10 protein-coding genes are annotated in these 16,504 nt (G+C 53.3%); 3 read left to right on the forward strand and 7 right to left on the reverse strand.

Annotated features, from left to right (window positions below):
- The first annotated feature begins 160 nt into the window (after nt 1-160).
- Entirely contained in the window at nt 161-907 is a 747-nt protein-coding gene (locus HB633_RS19375) for a hypothetical protein (protein WP_213779812.1), read from the forward strand.
- Between the two features lie 50 nt (nt 908-957).
- Here HB633_RS19375 and HB633_RS19380 read toward each other — a convergent pair whose 3' ends face one another.
- The 6 genes from HB633_RS19380 to HB633_RS19405 all read right to left on the reverse strand — a co-directional run bounded on the left by HB633_RS19380 (nt 958) and on the right by HB633_RS19405 (nt 10,927).
- Complete coding sequence (locus tag HB633_RS19380; RefSeq protein ID WP_213779813.1) at nt 958-4,287, reverse strand: glycosyltransferase; 3,330 nt, start codon at nt 4,285-4,287, stop codon at nt 958-960.
- A gap of 735 nt (nt 4,288-5,022) precedes the next feature.
- Nucleotides 5,023-6,609 (reverse strand): hypothetical protein, encoded by a 1,587-nt coding sequence (locus HB633_RS19385; protein ID WP_213779814.1) that lies wholly within the window; start codon nt 6,607-6,609, stop codon nt 5,023-5,025.
- 330 nt (nt 6,610-6,939) lie between these two features.
- The gene (locus HB633_RS19390; RefSeq protein WP_213779815.1) at nt 6,940-7,728 is read right to left on the reverse strand and encodes an ABC transporter ATP-binding protein; all 789 of its coding nucleotides are present in this window, start codon (nt 7,726-7,728) and stop codon (nt 6,940-6,942) included.
- Between the two features lie 12 nt (nt 7,729-7,740).
- Nucleotides 7,741-8,541 carry an ABC transporter permease gene (locus HB633_RS19395; RefSeq protein WP_255581016.1) on the reverse strand — a complete coding sequence of 267 codons (801 nt, stop codon included), beginning with the start codon at nt 8,539-8,541 and terminating at the stop codon, nt 7,741-7,743.
- An 88-nt stretch (nt 8,542-8,629) separates the two neighbouring features.
- On the reverse strand, nt 8,630-10,507 hold the full coding sequence (locus HB633_RS19400) for a glycosyltransferase (RefSeq protein ID WP_255581017.1): 1,878 nt from the start codon (nt 10,505-10,507) through the stop codon (nt 8,630-8,632).
- 12 nt (nt 10,508-10,519) lie between these two features.
- Nucleotides 10,520-10,927 carry a hypothetical protein gene (locus HB633_RS19405; protein WP_213779817.1) on the reverse strand — a complete coding sequence of 136 codons (408 nt, stop codon included), beginning with the start codon at nt 10,925-10,927 and terminating at the stop codon, nt 10,520-10,522.
- A 357-nt stretch (nt 10,928-11,284) separates the two neighbouring features.
- Between HB633_RS19405 and HB633_RS19410 the strand changes: the two genes are divergently transcribed.
- Together HB633_RS19410 and HB633_RS19415 are read left to right on the forward strand one after the other, a co-directional pair.
- Nucleotides 11,285-12,511, forward strand: a complete 1,227-nt coding sequence (locus tag HB633_RS19410) for a hypothetical protein (protein ID WP_213779818.1) — start codon at nt 11,285-11,287, stop codon at nt 12,509-12,511.
- Nucleotides 12,512-12,557: 46 nt separating this feature from the next.
- Nucleotides 12,558-13,967: an MBOAT family O-acyltransferase gene (locus HB633_RS19415; RefSeq protein ID WP_213779819.1), complete on the forward strand. Its 1,410-nt coding sequence runs from the start codon at nt 12,558-12,560 to the stop codon at nt 13,965-13,967.
- Here the strand turns inward: HB633_RS19415 and HB633_RS19420 are convergent.
- Nucleotides 13,948-16,494 carry a glycosyltransferase family 1 protein gene (locus tag HB633_RS19420; protein ID WP_213779820.1) on the reverse strand — a complete coding sequence of 849 codons (2,547 nt, stop codon included), beginning with the start codon at nt 16,492-16,494 and terminating at the stop codon, nt 13,948-13,950. The genes HB633_RS19415 and HB633_RS19420 overlap by 20 nt on opposite strands.
- Nucleotides 16,495-16,504 lie beyond the last annotated feature (10 nt).

Consider the following 16,504-nt stretch of genomic DNA (forward strand, 5'->3'; position numbering starts at 1 on the left):
TTCGATAGCACGAGCACGTTGCTAAACTACTGGTTCGTGTTCCGGGAACTTAAAAATGATATTGAATCGCCAAATTGTCACGGTCCTAGGAGCCCGAAGCGGGACGTCTGCGTTGGCTGGGACGCTCGGAATCGTGGGATGCACGCTACCGAAGACCTTGATGGCTGCTAACTGGGCCAACAAAAAAGGGTATTTCGAGCCCGAAGATATTGCGGCCTGTCACGATAAAATCCTCGCAACCGTTGGAAGCAGCTGGAGCGACTGGCGGGAATTTCCGCCGTCGTGGTTTTCGTCCCCCGATGCAGTGCGATCGCGGGACGAACTTGTTTCGTTGTTCATTGCAAACTATGACAAGGCGCCGCTGTCGGTGCTGAAAGAGCCGAGGATGTGCAGGATGCTTCCGCTGTGGAATGAGGTCTTCAAGAAATTGGATTCGAGGCCCTTATTCTGCTTCATTGATCGCAGCCCGCTCGAGGTGGCCGCATCCCTCAAGGCACGCGACGGCTCATCAATCGAGCAGGGTCTTCTCTACTACATTCGCAACCATCTGGATGCGGAATTCCAGACGCGGTTTCGTCCCCGCGCGTTTGTTTCCTACAACGCGCTCTTGAAGGACTGGCGCCAGACCGTGGCCTTTGTCAGTGATCGCCTGAATGTGCCTTTTCAGCTTTCCGGAAAAAGTGAACATGAGGTCGATATATTTCTAGAGAGCGACCTCAAAAATCAAAAAGGCGAAGTTCCTCGCAACGCCAGCGATCCAATCGAAGAATTGGCATTTGCAGTTCACGAAGCGTTTGCCAAACTTTCCGGAGGCGAATCCGACGCCGCGGTTAGAGATCAACTTGATCGTTTGAGGGCGTTATTTAATGCTCGAGAATCTGAGCATTACGGCCCTGTTCAGAACTGAACCTCGCGAGGATGAACAACCATTCAGCCTCGCAGATTCAGTCCTTGCACTCACAAGTCGGCAATTAGAACGTCGCGCATTGCCTCAAAGGAGTAGTGCTCGCGCACATAAGCACGCCCCGCCGCTGAGACCTGTGTTGCGTATTGATCGTCTTGCAGCAGGCGGCAAACTTCCTCTGCGAAAAGCCGTGCATCGTCAATGACGGGTATCGACCCTTCGACTAAAGGCAATCCCTGTGCGCCAATTGAAGTGGTCACTAATGCAGCACCGTTGTGCATTGCCTCGACCACTTTGTTCTTTACGCCCGCACCAAAACGCAACGGTACAACGGCAACGCGCGTTTCGTCGTAGTACCGCTTAAGTTGCGCGTCTGTGACATAGCCCGTTACGTCAATCGTGTCAGAAGCAAGCTCGAGCACTTTCGCTGTCGGATTAGATCCAACTAACGTCAAATGAATAGTCGGGAACCGTTGGCGGATCAGCGGCAAAATCTCCGTGACAAGCCACACCGCAGCATCCACGTTGGGTGGATGTCCGAAGCCGGCGACAAATAGCAGATCTTTTCGCGTGCCAGGTAACGGGGGCGTTTCCGCCAACGGCGCATAGTAGTACGCGGGCAAGGTCCGGGCGCGAATATCCGGCATCATTGAGAGCACCGTCTCAGTCTCCGTGTAAGACGGATAATAAACAACATCGACGCTCTTCCAGATCTTCATTTCTTCTTCGCGAATGTAATCTGCCTCGGCGAGCAATCGCCGATCTCCAGTAACTTCAAACTCTTTGAGGGCGCGCGCAAAGTGGAGATCGACACCAAAGTAAAGAAGCTTTGCATGTGAGTAAGCGTTCAGGCCAGGAATAAACTCCGCACTGATATGAGGCCGGCTCAGAAATGCTACGTCGATGTATCGACCATTTTCCTGGATCCAGCTATCAAAGCCACGCACATACTCGCCTCCGTAAATCACTTCAATTCCAAGCGCCTGGAGTGGGAGCGCGTAATCTTTGTCATGTGCGAGATTTTGCGGCCAGAACACGACGTGGTATCCCAACGCAAGGAACTGATTCATGTAGCAGATCATGCAGCGAGAGCCCGCGTCACGATCCGGCTGGGGTATGTAATGGTCAACCACTAAAATTGTCTTCAACGCCTGGCTGCGGTCACGCGCCTTGAAAACCTGCTCGCCATTAGGAAAGTGATCGCGTTCAAGTACTGATCGCCAGCGGTCAAATAATTTACCTTGATTCGCAACCTGATGAGCCTTGATACCGGCTCCTGTATCGATGCCATTCGAAATGCCTTCGAAATGGGTGATGACAGAGCGCGGTTGGTAATACAGAACTTTGCCGCTCTCGCGAATCTTGAATGCAAGGTCGACATCTTCGTAATACGCAGGCACATACCTTTCGCCAAAGCGACCCACACTCTCGAACAAGTCGGCGCGGACCAGCAAAGAGGCGCCCGAGCAATAATCGACCGGCTTAAGGTAGTTGTAGATGCTCTTGTTCGGGTCATCCAGACGGCCGAAATTCCATGCCGAAGCGTCTTTCCAGATTATTCCCCCAGCCTCTTGCAGTCGTCCGTCAGGATAAACAAGTTTCGAACCGACCATTCCGCAATCGCTTTTTTCCTTGAACACGTCGAGCATCGAATCGAGCCAGTCTTCGCTTACTTCGGTGTCGTTATTCAGGAAATGAAGATACTCTCCCTTTGCCGCCTTCGCGCCCTCATTACACGAACGCACAAAGCCCAGATTCCTGGCATTGGTGATCACGCGGATTGTCTTGATAGACTTCAGGATCTCAAGAGAATTATCCGGCGAGCAATCATCGACTACGACGATTTCATACGGCGCCGTTGGGGGATTCTTTCCTATCGAAACAAGGCAGCGAAGCGTGTAATCAATCTTCCCATAGATGGGGATGATTACTGAGACAAGCGGTTCTTCCGATACTGAAAGCAAGTTGACAAAGCTGGCCTCTCGCATCAAATCAGCAACATTGGTGCCGCCTGAACCGATAGCTGCCGTCCGAACTTCCAGTTGCGGCTGCTGCACCTCTGGAACATTCGCAGGCGCTTGCCGCAAACTGGCCTGCCGACCGGTAAGCCGGCGTCCAGCGTCGATATAGCGTCTGGTTTGCTTGCGGGGAACCGCAATCCATCGTTTGATCTCGCGTATCGGCCAGGTCAGCTTCCACGAACTGCTATGTATGAGCGCGTCTCGGTTGGTGCTCAAAGCATGAAGAGCCGTCTCAAGCTGGGCTTTTTCACTGAGTAATTGAGTAACCTGACCATCGCGCTCTTCAAAAGCATGTCTGACGCCGTTGAACTGTTCGTCCCGATTAGCGAGAAACTTTCTAATTCCGGTGATTTGACGCTTATGCTGGCTGAGATCGAGAGTCAGCCCGTGTATGCGCTTATCCTTTTCTTCGACAGATCTGTTGAGATTGGAAATCTCCTGACCGTCCTTCGTTAATAGCGCATTCAAGTGCTCAATCTGGTCGTCTCGTTGGGCGAGAAGATCGCTCAAGCTTTGAATCTGCTGGTCCCGCTCGGCTAACACGTCAGACAAAGTATTTATTTGTTGCGAACGTTCGGCTACGACGACATCGAGCGACTTCGCCCACTTCGCGAAACCGACATAGTGCTTGACCAAATCAAGCTTGTCCGGATACGCAACTGAGGCAGTGACTGCCGGCAACACCGTTGCCTTGTTTGCGCCACATAGCGCGACAAAATAAACAGGCGAGTTCAGGGTGCCTGTTTGAGGCTTGATCGACGTGCCGTCATCATGCCAGGCTTGATAAGCATGTTGGCCGCCCTGCAATGGCTGGATGACAGAGCCCATCATTATCCGCTGGCCAAAATATTGAATAACCGGGAATTGAGCTTTTAGGAGTGCGTTGAACTCATAGAAATCAAGCTCTTTGACATGAAACTCGTTATGTTCGCCGCTCTCTTCCGAATAGATGGGGCGATTCGGTGAAGAAATGATTAGCAGTCCGTCATCGCGCAATACCCGTCGAATTTCGGCAAGCATTTCTGCTTGTTCGCTCAGATGTTCGATGGTTTCAAATGAAACAACAACGTCGAACGACGCGTCAGGAAACGCCAACCGAGTTGCCGAACCTTGAAAGTATTCAAGGTTGCTTTTGTGCGCATACGTATTGGTGGCGTGCTGAACTGCCTCGATCGCGATGTCGACACCACACACGGAACGAGCGACACCTGCCATCAACGCTGAGCCGTAACCTTCTCCCGATGCGACATCAAGTACATCCTTGCCGGGCACCATGTCCAAAACCATCGCGTAGCGATGATAGTGCTCTAAACGAATTCTGCCCTGCTCAGTCGGCACATATCGTTCGCCAGTAAATTCCATCTCGATTTCCTTCAATCTGGTCAATGCGGATAACGGCTATATGTCACCCCATTTGCTGTTAGATTTACTAGGCATGGGTTGCCAACCATTGCTCCTCGCGGTATTTTCTACCTTTGATCGCAACGTTAATCTTTCAGATTTAACGTTGCCAACCCTCTGCCACTTGCCCTAAGGGACCTTTCAAAACATCTGGCGATCGTGGTCCGCGATAATGATTTCATCATTTTCACCGAGGTCCGAGTGCACCTACGTGCGAACTGAACGCCACAGCCCTTAGGAGATCCATCATTTGGTTTTGGTGAAGTTGCGGTGAGAGCGACACCATCAACCGTGCGTCTTTACGTCGAATCAAGATAAATTCGCTGTGGCGATCCTGTAATACGACGATCGATACCATCGCAACTTTGCCTCCTGGTCCATGCCATTGGAGCCGCGCATCGTTCTGACCGGCGAACCACCATTTCCCTCATAGCGGGTTGAAAGAGGCGACAAGCCCGCATTGTAGCGTACGTTTCTTTCGCTTTTGCCCCCAAAATAGAAGCCCAAAACCCAAACTTTCAGGCCCTCCGCACTATCCAATACCGTGCGATTCGGTCATACCGGCTTCACTGCTGCATGCTATCCAGATCCGTCGGCGTCCTCCAGGGACAAGGAACACAACACCCCAGAAATTCAGTCGGCACGATAAACGGATGGTAAGGTGCTCAATGACGGAATCCAGACTTTCGTCCTTGTCTAATCGATGATTCCCTTTAGCCGCTCAATCAACTTCTTGAATTTACTTGGCTCTTTGTAGCTCCGGACCTCCATGTCCGTCTCCCGATTGCCCGGCTCCCCTTTGAACCGGTCTTCGTCACCTGACGACGTTGTTACTTGCCACTTTCCCAAGAGCTTCATGTCAATCAGGTCGCAGGTGAACCGTACCAGCGCGGGAACATCATTGAACCTGTAATTCTCACGCTTCAGCACGTTTTCTACGTCGCTCTCTGAACTCGTTGAAACAATTTCGCTAATCAGTTTTACTGGGACATAGACGGGCAAGTCAGCGACTTCCGATTGGCCCTTTACGTAAGGGGCAGGTGCGGATTCCGTAGTTCGCACATTACTGTGTACTACTCCTGGACAGGACGAAAACCATCCGATCTTGTGTTGAACCGTACCGTGATGACAAAAGTAAAAGGCCGCGAATTGGGCGAGGTATATGGTTTCCGAAATCTCGAGCCCAATAGCCAGTTCTATCGGCGACGGTCGCTCACCCGTCTCAGCGAAAGCAAGGGCAATCTCTTCAGCCGCCCTCATATCGGAATTGACAACTTCTAACTGCGCCGCTCTATCAATCCCCGGGTTTGTCTCAGCATCGCATCCAATAGAATGGCCGTCCAAGATAATAAAGCCGCCGGGATAATCTGAAAGAAAACGCTTTCCAATAGCGATAATGACTTCATTAAGATTCGAAGCAGTTCTATTTCGCGTCCGAAGACTCATCCATAAAATCGGACCCATTGCATTTTTCGCCCGAAAAACAATGCGCTGCGTATTCGCCGATTTAGGGTTACTTTCTACAAATCGGAGGAGCCTATTGACTAGCTTTTTCTGAATAAGCGACCCACCCAACGGCAAGGCCATTTGATTCTTCTTGTTAACCACTTCCAACTTCCAATCCGGCACTTGATAATTGTTCCACCAAGCAAGTTCCGGAAACAGAGATTGTGTTGAGCCCAAGGGCTCATGAGTGCTGATCAATTGCGCAGGAAATTTCGCCAAATCACAATCTACAATTGCCTCCAGCGCTGAAAGCTGATTCCACGCGTGGTGCGCAAAATTCGGGTCGCCTGAGAGTAGCTGCAATTCACGTGAATCATCCCCCTTGTCCTCAGCGAAGCTTCTCAAAATCCTCGCAACCGCCGGGAACTGCTCTTCCTTGATTCCCCAAAAGTCATCGACGATTTTAAAGAAAAGTGCTTTTTGGGGAATAATTAGCGCCATGATCGGGAATCCCATCCCGACGTGACCCACTCCAACCACAAAGTCTTCAAAAAATATGAACGTATTCTTGTTGGCTAGAAATATGGAACTCTTCGATGCGACGAGACGACCATCCAATGGTGATTTGAGGTTGAATGAACCAAATTGAAGCGTTTCGTAGAGATAGCGACGTACCACAAAACCATCAACGTAAGCCGATAGTTCTTTAATGCTGGCGAGTGCGCCTGCCAGGCATGGAATCTGATGCGTGCGAGCTATGTCTGCAATCGATGCTTCGCTAAGGTCTGTAACAGACGCATAGCTTTGTTCAAAATCACTATGATGTATCTCTCTCACTTATGCCCTCGATCGTGTCCCTACAATTCTGCGCGTACGCAGTCATGGCTTGCCAAGCCTCCGCCAAAGCATGCAGACCGTCAAGCCGCTCTCGCCGGATGAGGAACAATTATCGATCGACCGGGCCGGCGCCCGCGCTTGGGAGAACCAATATTTTTAGAAACAGTATTATTCACACAGATAAACCCGGATACCTTAGTCCCCCGGGTCGCCAGCTACCACGGCAAAATGGCAGCGCAGTTGGTCCGGACTTTTGCTCGAATTCGTCTTGCATTGGCCGGCGGTCACAGCAAACCCTCCGCCTCAACTACCGCCACGTGAATACACTCCCTATCGCAGTCCAACAGACGCTGGAGCAACATTCTGACCTGGGATCGAGCTTGTAAAGTATTGGTCGCAAACCTCATCTGCTGCGCCTTCCATACGAATCTTCCCGTGCTCTAGCCAAATAACACGGTTACAGGTCGCCTTGATCATATGATGAGAGTGAGTCGCGATCACCAGAATATTGGTCGCCTGAACAAGCTCAGTCAGTCTCGCTTCAGCTTTTATCTTGAAACCCTCATCGCCTACGGAAAGCCACTCGTCCATTAAGAGGATATTCGGCCGAACCACCGTGGAGACAGCAAACGCGAGACGAAGATGCATACCCGTCGAATACGTTCTGACCGGCATGTCAATAAAATCGCCGAGTTCGGAAAACTCGATGATTTCATCCAGTTGGTCTTTCATCTGCGCTTTGGTCATCCCTAACAAGGCGCCCCGAAAAAAGATGTTTGAGCGACCTGACGCTTCGGGGTCGATTCCAAGCGATATATCGATCAACGAACCTACTTGGCCATTGATAGATGCAATCCCGGATGAAGGCTGATAGACGCCACTAAGCAATCTGAGTAATGTACTTTTTCCCGCACCGTTGTGGCCGATCAACGCGACGCGATCGCCATCGTTGATCGAAAAGTTCAGGTTTTCGAGCGCGCGAACGACAACGCGGCCCTGCTGGTCTGCACCAAGTTGTCCACCAGTGGCCACCTGCATGAGGCGCTTCTTCAGCGATCTTCCACTTGCGTTGTAGATCGGAAAGTCGATGCTAACGTCACGAAATTCAATATGCGCCATAAGTCTTAATTCTCAAACCCAGTATGCAATGCGAGATTTGTATCGACCGAATACGAATAAGGCCACTGCCCAGCCAACAAACGCGAGCCCGATCGAGACCTCCCAGTTCGCCGCCGTGGGCAATTGACCAAGCAGCGGTGCCCTGAATATCTCGAATAAGTGAAAGAGCGGGTTCAGGTCCAGTAAATAAGCCTGCATATCCGGCGCAAGGCTGTGCGGCAGCCACATGATTGGCGTGAGAAAGTACAAAACTTGAAGCAGGCTTGCGACGATCTGCGGAAGATCCCTATAGCGGGCACATATCACCGCCAGGATCAGTGCTAACCACATCAGATTGATTGTTATCAGCGCAAGGCCCGGAATACTGATAAGCGCAATGAGATTCAAGGGCCTGCCGACCGCAAGAAGCACAAGGGGAAATATCACGAGGTTATGGGCAAATATTATTAAATTGCGCCACAGCAGTCGAAGTATGTGAACGTTCAAAGGGATCGGCAGTTGCTTGATGATGCCTTCTGCGGATATAAAGCCGGTACAGCCTTCGCTTATCACCGAGGAAATCAAACTCCATAGAATCATTCCCGCGGCCAAAAACGGCAGGAATTCACTCATAGGTGACTTAAAGATATGACCGAAGACGACTCCAATTGAACCGATCATCACGCCCATGCTGATGGTCAGCCAGAACGGACCGACTGCGGAGCGGCGATAGCGCTGGCGCACATCCTGCCAGCCTAGCATGCCAGCCAACGAATAGCGCTTGAGCGACGCCACAATATCAGCTGTAGCTGACCGTGATGCAACGTTATGCATTAGATGGTTCTTTTGGTAAAACTATCATTATAAACGATCGCGCCGCCCCAACCTGGAACATCCCGCCGTTCGGCAAACGTATGACGCGCTAGGCGAGCAGCGCTTGCCACGCCTGGGTGAACGCTTGCATCGAGTGTCGATCCGCTTCGGCGCGCGCCTCGGTTCGAAGCTGCGCGATGGCATCATCGGACGCATTAAAAAGCTGCTCGGACAAGCCGCATAGCTCAGCTTCCGTGCTAAAACTGAACCCGTTGACACCGGCTGCCACGTCTGGGGAATTCAAGGTATCTCGCCTGACGATCGGGATCGCGCCGCTCGACATGGCTTCGATCACATTCAGGCCGAATCGCGAATCCTCTCCGGCGTGCCAATAGATCGATGCCCCCTCAAGGACCGCCCTGCGGATCGCCTGGGGCGAGTCAAGATGAAAATGAACAGGCAAATCAGCAGCCAGCGCCCGGCACTCGGCGAAGTAGCGTCTGCTTGCAGAGTCAGGCGGCATCGATCCAACGAAGTGCAGTTCGGCGTGATACCCGCGCTTCACGAGACTTCGAAAGGCTTCGATCATGAACGAATGATGACTCGAGGCAGCGTCATCAGTGAACGGGCCCGCTGAAATTATCGTCATTCGCGACCGCTCGACCGTAAAACGTCCGGGAATCACAGCGGGTTTGATGACGTGGACGCGTGCTGCGCCGGCCTCGATGTCAATCTCGTCGACAAACATTGCGAGCGCCCGACTTGCGCTCACGATCAAACGCTCACTGTTGTCTACGAATGACATATCGGCGACTGAATCAACAAACCGATAACATTTTCTGGCGAGCCTACGGATTACTTCAGTTTGTTCGCTCGCGCCGTCGAGCGTCACCAGCACCTCGACCGGCGAGTGCATTTGCGCCGCCGGAAGCAGTTGCAACGGCGGGATCGGAAAGCCCAACGCCTCGCCGACCTGGTTGATACGCAGGGGAGAAATCCTTTCCGGCGTCACGATGGAAATACGGTAACCCAAGGCATGAAGTGCAAAAACAATCGAAAACAAGAAACGGCTAGCTTCGCCATTGTCGATACGACGCGCCGTGTAAATAGCTGCGGACAGACGGGTATCCTCAGCGGCTGTGAGGTTCGGCGCTGTGGCCGACGGCGTAGCCTCCAGGTGCCGCCCTGTCCTCAGAAAGTGGGCCCACCGGTCAACCAGCTTGGCTCGATTCAGCGCGACCAGACCACTCAGATCGAGTCCATTCGACGGGTCCCCTGTCGTCGCATTCTCATGATGGACAATGCAAGACTGAGGGACGTAAAACGTCTTAAGCCCAAGCGCTCCAACCTTGAGACACAGGTCGACGTCTTCATAATAAGCGGGCTCATAAATGAAGTCGAACCCGAGAACGCGGTCGAAAACCTTTTTACGCATGGCGACGCAGGCAGCGGAGACATAGTCGACCACGCGCATGCGATTGAAGCGGGGATCGGATGGATCCTGAAATTTGCCTATCTGAACCGCGTCGCCTTGTTCATCGAGCAACGCGCCCGCTTCTTGCAAGACCCCGTGCGGATAAACAAACTTCGGACCCGCCGCGCCGCAAAGCGGTTCAACACGAAATATTTCGATAAGCGGGCCAAGCCAATCCGGGTTGACGGTCACATCGTTGTTCATGAAAACGACGAATTCCCCTTTCGCCATTTCTGAGCCAAGATTGTTGCCTTCACCGAAAAACCGGTTAACGGCAAGCCGCAAAACTCTGTGCGGACCCTCGAATGCACAAAGCAATGCGTACTCTTCCGCACGGCTGCCGTTATCCACCACGATGATCTCGTAGCGCGCTCCGTGCGTGTGCTCCATTAGGCTCTTCACGCAGTTGATGGTGAGCTGCGCCTTGTTCCAGTTCAATATGACGATTGACACTTCCGGGCGCGTTGCGTCATACCAAATGTCGGCACGCGACGAAATCGAGTCTGTACTCATGTCGTTTGTTTCCTAGTGCCTGATCCGGCGAAGTGCCTTGACCAACGCCCGCATTGGCCTCGTGATTGCCATTGAATATGAGTTCATGACGACTTCGTAGGCAGCACGCGCCTCGGCGAGTTCCCTGTTGGCCTGACCCACCTCTTGGCTCAAACGCGCGATCGCACGGTCCTTCTCGGCATTCATATGGTTGGCAATGGCCAATTGCTCGGCGAGTTTGACTTCGGCACGCGCGGACTGCACATCGTGGCGTCGGCGGTCGATTTCATGAGCCCATGCCAGTTCACGATTTGAAGTTTCCTGAGCAATCCTTTCGGCTTCCCGTTCCTCGGCAGCGCGGACTGCCTGGTCAAGCGCATCCTTGAGACGTTCGATTTCGCGGCGCAAGGCGAATTCCGTGTTTTCAGGGATATCGTGCAACCTTTAACCCTCATTGATTCGCGCGGTTTGCCGCATCGATAAAGACAACTGCAAGGCAGTAACTGAAACCGCCGCCAAGCATGGTCACATTGTATCGCACGTATTTTGCGGGGCTTATGCGTCCTCGTTCACCGCTTGTTGATCTGTCGTCCCCCCGGACCCATGACGCCTGCAGCACTGTGGCGAGCCGATCGAAACGTAGTTAGATGACTCAGATAACCGTGCCGTTTATACTCACTCCTTTTTGAAAGAACCATTCACAGGGGATTGTCTTGTTGCATCACGATCTGCCTGCATTGGCAAATTGTGCGTGGCCTACCGATCCCGGACGTTAAAGAGAAAGTGTAATTTATACTCATGTCAGCAAAACTCTGGAACAAGCAAGCTCTGATAACGAAGACAATCTTTCCCCTTGTTTTCGTTTTCTTCAGCCTGGTTCCTCTTGTTTTATCCGCTGATACAACTTGCCCGGCTTTTCTTGTACGACTAGCTGGACACCTTTATCGGGCGCCCTTAATTGGCTTGCCACTAAGAACCGCAGATGAGTGGATCCAGAAGACCGATCAACCGGTTCAAGAATTACGCCCCCTTGCATCCTTTCCGTCACAATGGAAAGGATCCTGGTTCGACGTCGATAAAAACTATACGCTATTTGAAAAGTGGTTCTCCGATAATCTCGGCCTGCGCAATGTGATGATTCGCGTGAAAAACCAGCTGGATTACCGGCTCTTTCATTCGTCAACGCGGGTGTACTTTGGAAAAGGCGACCAGATCTACGGGCGTCATTTGATCGATGTAGAGCTTCCTTCCACTGAAGCAGCACTCGATACCTCCGAAAAAATCGATGCTGTTTATCGCGGGGTGGTGAAATTATCCGATGACTTAAAGGCCATTGGCATCACAACTGTGTTTGTGACGCCAATGATGAAAGAGTACTTCATACAGGACCAACTACCGTTTTTTGCGCCGCGTTTGCCCGCAAACAGCAACTTCATGCGTTTGTACGACCGCATGAAGGCATCTCCCGAACTTCACTTTGTTGACGTTTATCAAATCATTAAGTCGATCCAGCCGAAATATCAAATCTTCTATAAGCAGGATTTTCACTGGACGAATACCTCTGCCCTCGAAGTTGCGAAGGCGAGCACGGACATGCTTGCCGATCTGACCGGATCCGCCACCCGTTGGCAGCATCCGGTCGTCACGGAGCAGACGCCTTTCCTGGGTTCCGATGCACGGTTTGCCGCGTTAATCGATGAAAGGGAAATACCGGAGCAGGACCTCAAAAAGACTTGGCGCGACCGGCATTCATTTACTCAATTCGATCCGAAAACAACGGGAATCGAGTTTGAAACGGATACGCTTACGGACCCAAAGCTGCTACCGGCCGCCTGCTTGTATGGCAATAGCTTCAGTGACGGAATGCTGGCCGCCGGCTTGCCCGACTATTTCCAGAAGCTCACGAAGCTGGACAGGATGCGGCCGTTAAAAGACATTCCATCGATGATGGCAGGACGTTGCAAAGTGGCGATCGTGCAAGTGCTCGACTTGTCTACGTCCTTGTGGCAATCGATTCAACAATAAGCCGGAAAAAACATTCCGCCGCATGGAAACAAAAGGGCTGTGACTGATGGTTTTTTCTTCTCCGGTTTTTCTCTTCATTTTCTTTCCCTGCTTTTCACTGATCTACGCCGTCCTGCCCCGCAACTGGCGCAATGCGTTTATCTTGCTGGGAAGCATGTGGTTCTACGTGCTTGGGGTAGGCGCCCTGACGGTTGTCGTGCTTGGCATGTTGCTGTTCAACTGGCTCATGGCCGTGTTGATTGCCCGGGTGAACCACCGGGGCGGCTCCAGACTGCTACTGGCGCTGGCGATCATCGCCGATCTGTGTCCGCTGATCTTCTTTAAATATCTGCTGTTTTTCACCCACGTATTTTCTGACATCACCGGCATTACGCCCGCTCCCCACCACATCGCGTTTGGCACGATCCTGCCGCTTGGTATTTCGTTTTATACATTTCACTTCATTTCGTATCTTATCGATGTCTATCAGCGTCAGATCTCACCCGAAAAAAGCCTGCAGAAATTCGGGATATACATCTTTCTGTTTCCGCATCTCATTGCGGGCCCGGTAGTCCGGTTCGCTGAAATCCGCAGCCAGCTTCCCGACAACAAGCGCCAACTGGTCAAGAGGGACATCTTTTGGGGGCTGGTGATATTTGTCATCGGCTTGTCGAAGAAAACTCTGCTTGCTGATCCGCTCGGCGCCGTCGTGGACTCGGTTTATCAGCCCGGGATTCCCGTCACGACCTACTCTGCATGGCTCGCCGCGATCTGCTATTCGTTCCAGATCTATTTCGATTTCTCCGGCTACACCGATATGGCGATCGGCATGGCACGAATGATGGGCTTTCGTTTTCCGCGCAATTTCAACCGCCCTTACGCAGCCTCCAGCGTCACCGAGTTCTGGCAGCGCTGGCATATGACGCTTTCACGCTGGTTTCGTGACTACGTGTACATTCCAGCCGGGGGAAATCGCGGAACCGCATTCGCCACTTATCGGAATCTCTTTCTTGTTTTTGTTCTCTGTGCGTTGTGGCACGGCGCGGCTTATACCTTCCTCGTCTGGGGAATCGGCCACGGTGTGCTGATCGCGCTGGAACGTGCACGACTTCTGAATCTGAGGCGATTGCGCCTGGGGAGCTTGCCAGTCTTCGTCCTGGCCACACTGCTTTGGGTGCCGTTTCGCGCCCCAAGCATGATGGAAGCGTGGACGCACTGGTCCGCAATGTTCGCATGGTCGAAAGCCGCGCCGTTGTGGGTCGATACCAACCGTTCGCTTGCCGACCCTAAAATCATGGCGTTGCTGGCGCTTGCAGCACTGGTATGCCTCGTCGGTGACCGCGCGTTTCGACGCTTCAAATCATTCGGCTTTAGACATCCGCGCTTGATCAGCATCTATTGCTTCGTACTCTATGTACTGGCATGCATATCCGCTGTCGAGCACGGGTTCAATCCGTTCATCTATTTTCAGTTTTAGACGCGTGCCATACCTTGTATGGCGTTTTGTCGAAAAGAGCCGCGCGGAGTTGCTGCGTGCTCTCCATCCACGTCAGCCACGGCAATGAAGCCGACGGTGGCGCTGCATGCTTGCGGTCCAATGCGATCCACTGCTTGACTGCCGCGGCCAGGCAAGCCGTGGTATCGCCCTCGAAATACATGGCATGGTCGCCTGCCACCTCCCGAAACACGGGAATGTCACGCGCCAGAATGGGAAGCCCTTTCTGCGCCGCTTCGATCAGAGGCAGGCCAAACCCCTCACCCAACGACGCAGCGAGCAAACAGGAAGAGGCGCCGTAGACCTTGTCGAGGTACTCGTCGCTGATCCCTTCGAGCCAGACAAACCGCTTGTTTTGCTCGGCATGCCGTGCGAGCTTCTCCGGCAGATCGCCGATTCCCCAGCCGGCCTTGCCCACAATTACGAGGTTCACGTCGACGTCCGCGTCCCACAGCGCCTCGAAGGCGGCGAACGCCTGCAAATGCCCTTTGCGCGGCTCTACCGTGCCAACCATCACGAAGGTAGGACGCGCCTTCAACACCTCGAGCACCTCGTGAGCGTCAGCAGGGAGGCCAAATGAAGGCTTGCTGTTTTCGATATCCGCGCCCAGGTGAAAATATCCAAGCTGGATGTCGCGCAGGCGATCGGGACGTGATGCGTTGAGCCAAGCTTCCACGTCATCCGCGACGGCGCGCGAGATTGAAATGAGCCCGTCCGAGATCCTGGCTATCGTTTCAATCCATGTGGGAAAGCATTGCGCAATCCCGTCGTGGAACCACTCTGGCCGAACTACAGGCAAGAGGTCATACACAACAAAGTGGATCCGGACGCCGCGATCGCGCTGCATCTGGAACCAGGCTTCGGCAGGGACAGCGACGTCGGCGATAAGGTCCAGGCCGAGAAAGGTATCGCCTGCCTGTGTGTCGACCCAGTCGTCGTCGACTTCAACGTCCACCGACGGCTCGAGCATGCGCCAAAAAGCGTTTGCGTACCTATACGACATGTGCTCCCGATCAAGTCGCACTGGCCTCACCGACCAGCCCGGGGGAGGTGATTTAAGCAAGCACAACATGATCGAGCGGGTGACGCGCTGAATCCCCGACTTGGCGTCGAATGCACTCAAAATGGAGACGTCCACCAGAAGTTGTGGCACGCGCTGCGAACGCAAGTTGAGGCTGATGGCATGAGCGCACGCTACCGTATCTGTCTGAACGGTTTCCCCAAGTTTCGTCAGTGCACAGATCAACGCCCGGTAGGGGTCGTCCGGGCTGCGCACCGATCCTTGCGTAGACGAATCGGCATGAGCGCGTTCAAACCCGGCAATTGCCTTCCTTGCTGTGGCATCCCAGGAGAAGAGCTTGACCCGATCCAAGGCGTTGTCGCAAAGGCTCTGCCAATAGGCCGGGTCGGACAGCGCGCGATGCATCATGTCCGCCATCTGCGTCAGGTCGAGCGGATCGAACAACGCGTCCTCACGGCCGATGACCTCAGGCACGCTGGTCGTTGCAGAGCCGATGACGGCGGCACCGCACGCCATGGCCTCGAGCGCCGGCAGACCAAAACCCTCATGCAACGAAGGAAAAACGAACAGCTGACACAGACTGTAGAGTGCGATTAAGTCGTTGTCCGATACGTAGTCGGCGAGCACGAGTTCATCGGCGCTCAGGCCTTGCGCCTGTGCAAGCTCGGTAAAGCGAATGCGGTCAAGCGCTGTCGGCTGGCAGACAATGAACAACTGGTGACCCCGGCGCAGCGCTTCAGGCAACCTGGCATAAGCGGTGATCAGGCCGTCGAGGTTCTTTCGCGGCTCGGCAATACCCGTTGTCATCACGAACGAGCGAGAGAGTCCAAAGCGCTCTTTCACAACGCCCGCCTCGGTTTCAGTCATGACGCGGCGCTTGAAATTATCGCCAGCCGCCGATGAAATACTCGTCATGTGTTCGGGGGATATGCCCAGTTCGCGCTGCGCTTCCACCGAGCAGAAGTCGGAAATCGCCAGCAGCATGTCCGCGCGCTTGAGCGCTTCAATCTTCTCGTAGTAATGCTTGCGGCGCGCTTCGTCGGCCAGATGTCTTGCCGGGTCCAGATACGGAATGAGGTCGTAGAGAGTGACGGCCACAAGCGTGGTTTTGTCGAACATCTTGACTGAGGTCATGGTCGTATCCACGTAGCCCTCGAACAAACTGCTGATGTGCACGAGATCCGGTTCGAGCTCGGCAATCGCGTGCTCGCGAATGAGCTCAGCTGCGCGCACCCTCCAGTCATCCATGGGTTGGTACGGGGTCAGAGGCGGCAGGGAGAACACGACGATGCGATCAAGCGGCAGCAAGCCGTCAAAAGCTGCCCGGATCGATTCGATCGTTCCTGGAAAGAGGTCGCTGAGAACGATCCAGACCTCATGCTCCCCGGCGTTGCGCGCAATTGCCTTCGCCAGCGCAATACTGTATCGACCAATGCCCCTGAAGCGACTGACGGACTGACAACCTTGCAAATCTAAGACAATGCGCATCGAAACACCG

It is taken from the genome of Caballeronia sp. dw_276 (assembly GCF_018449635.1).
Taxonomy (GTDB): domain Bacteria; phylum Pseudomonadota; class Gammaproteobacteria; order Burkholderiales; family Burkholderiaceae; genus Caballeronia.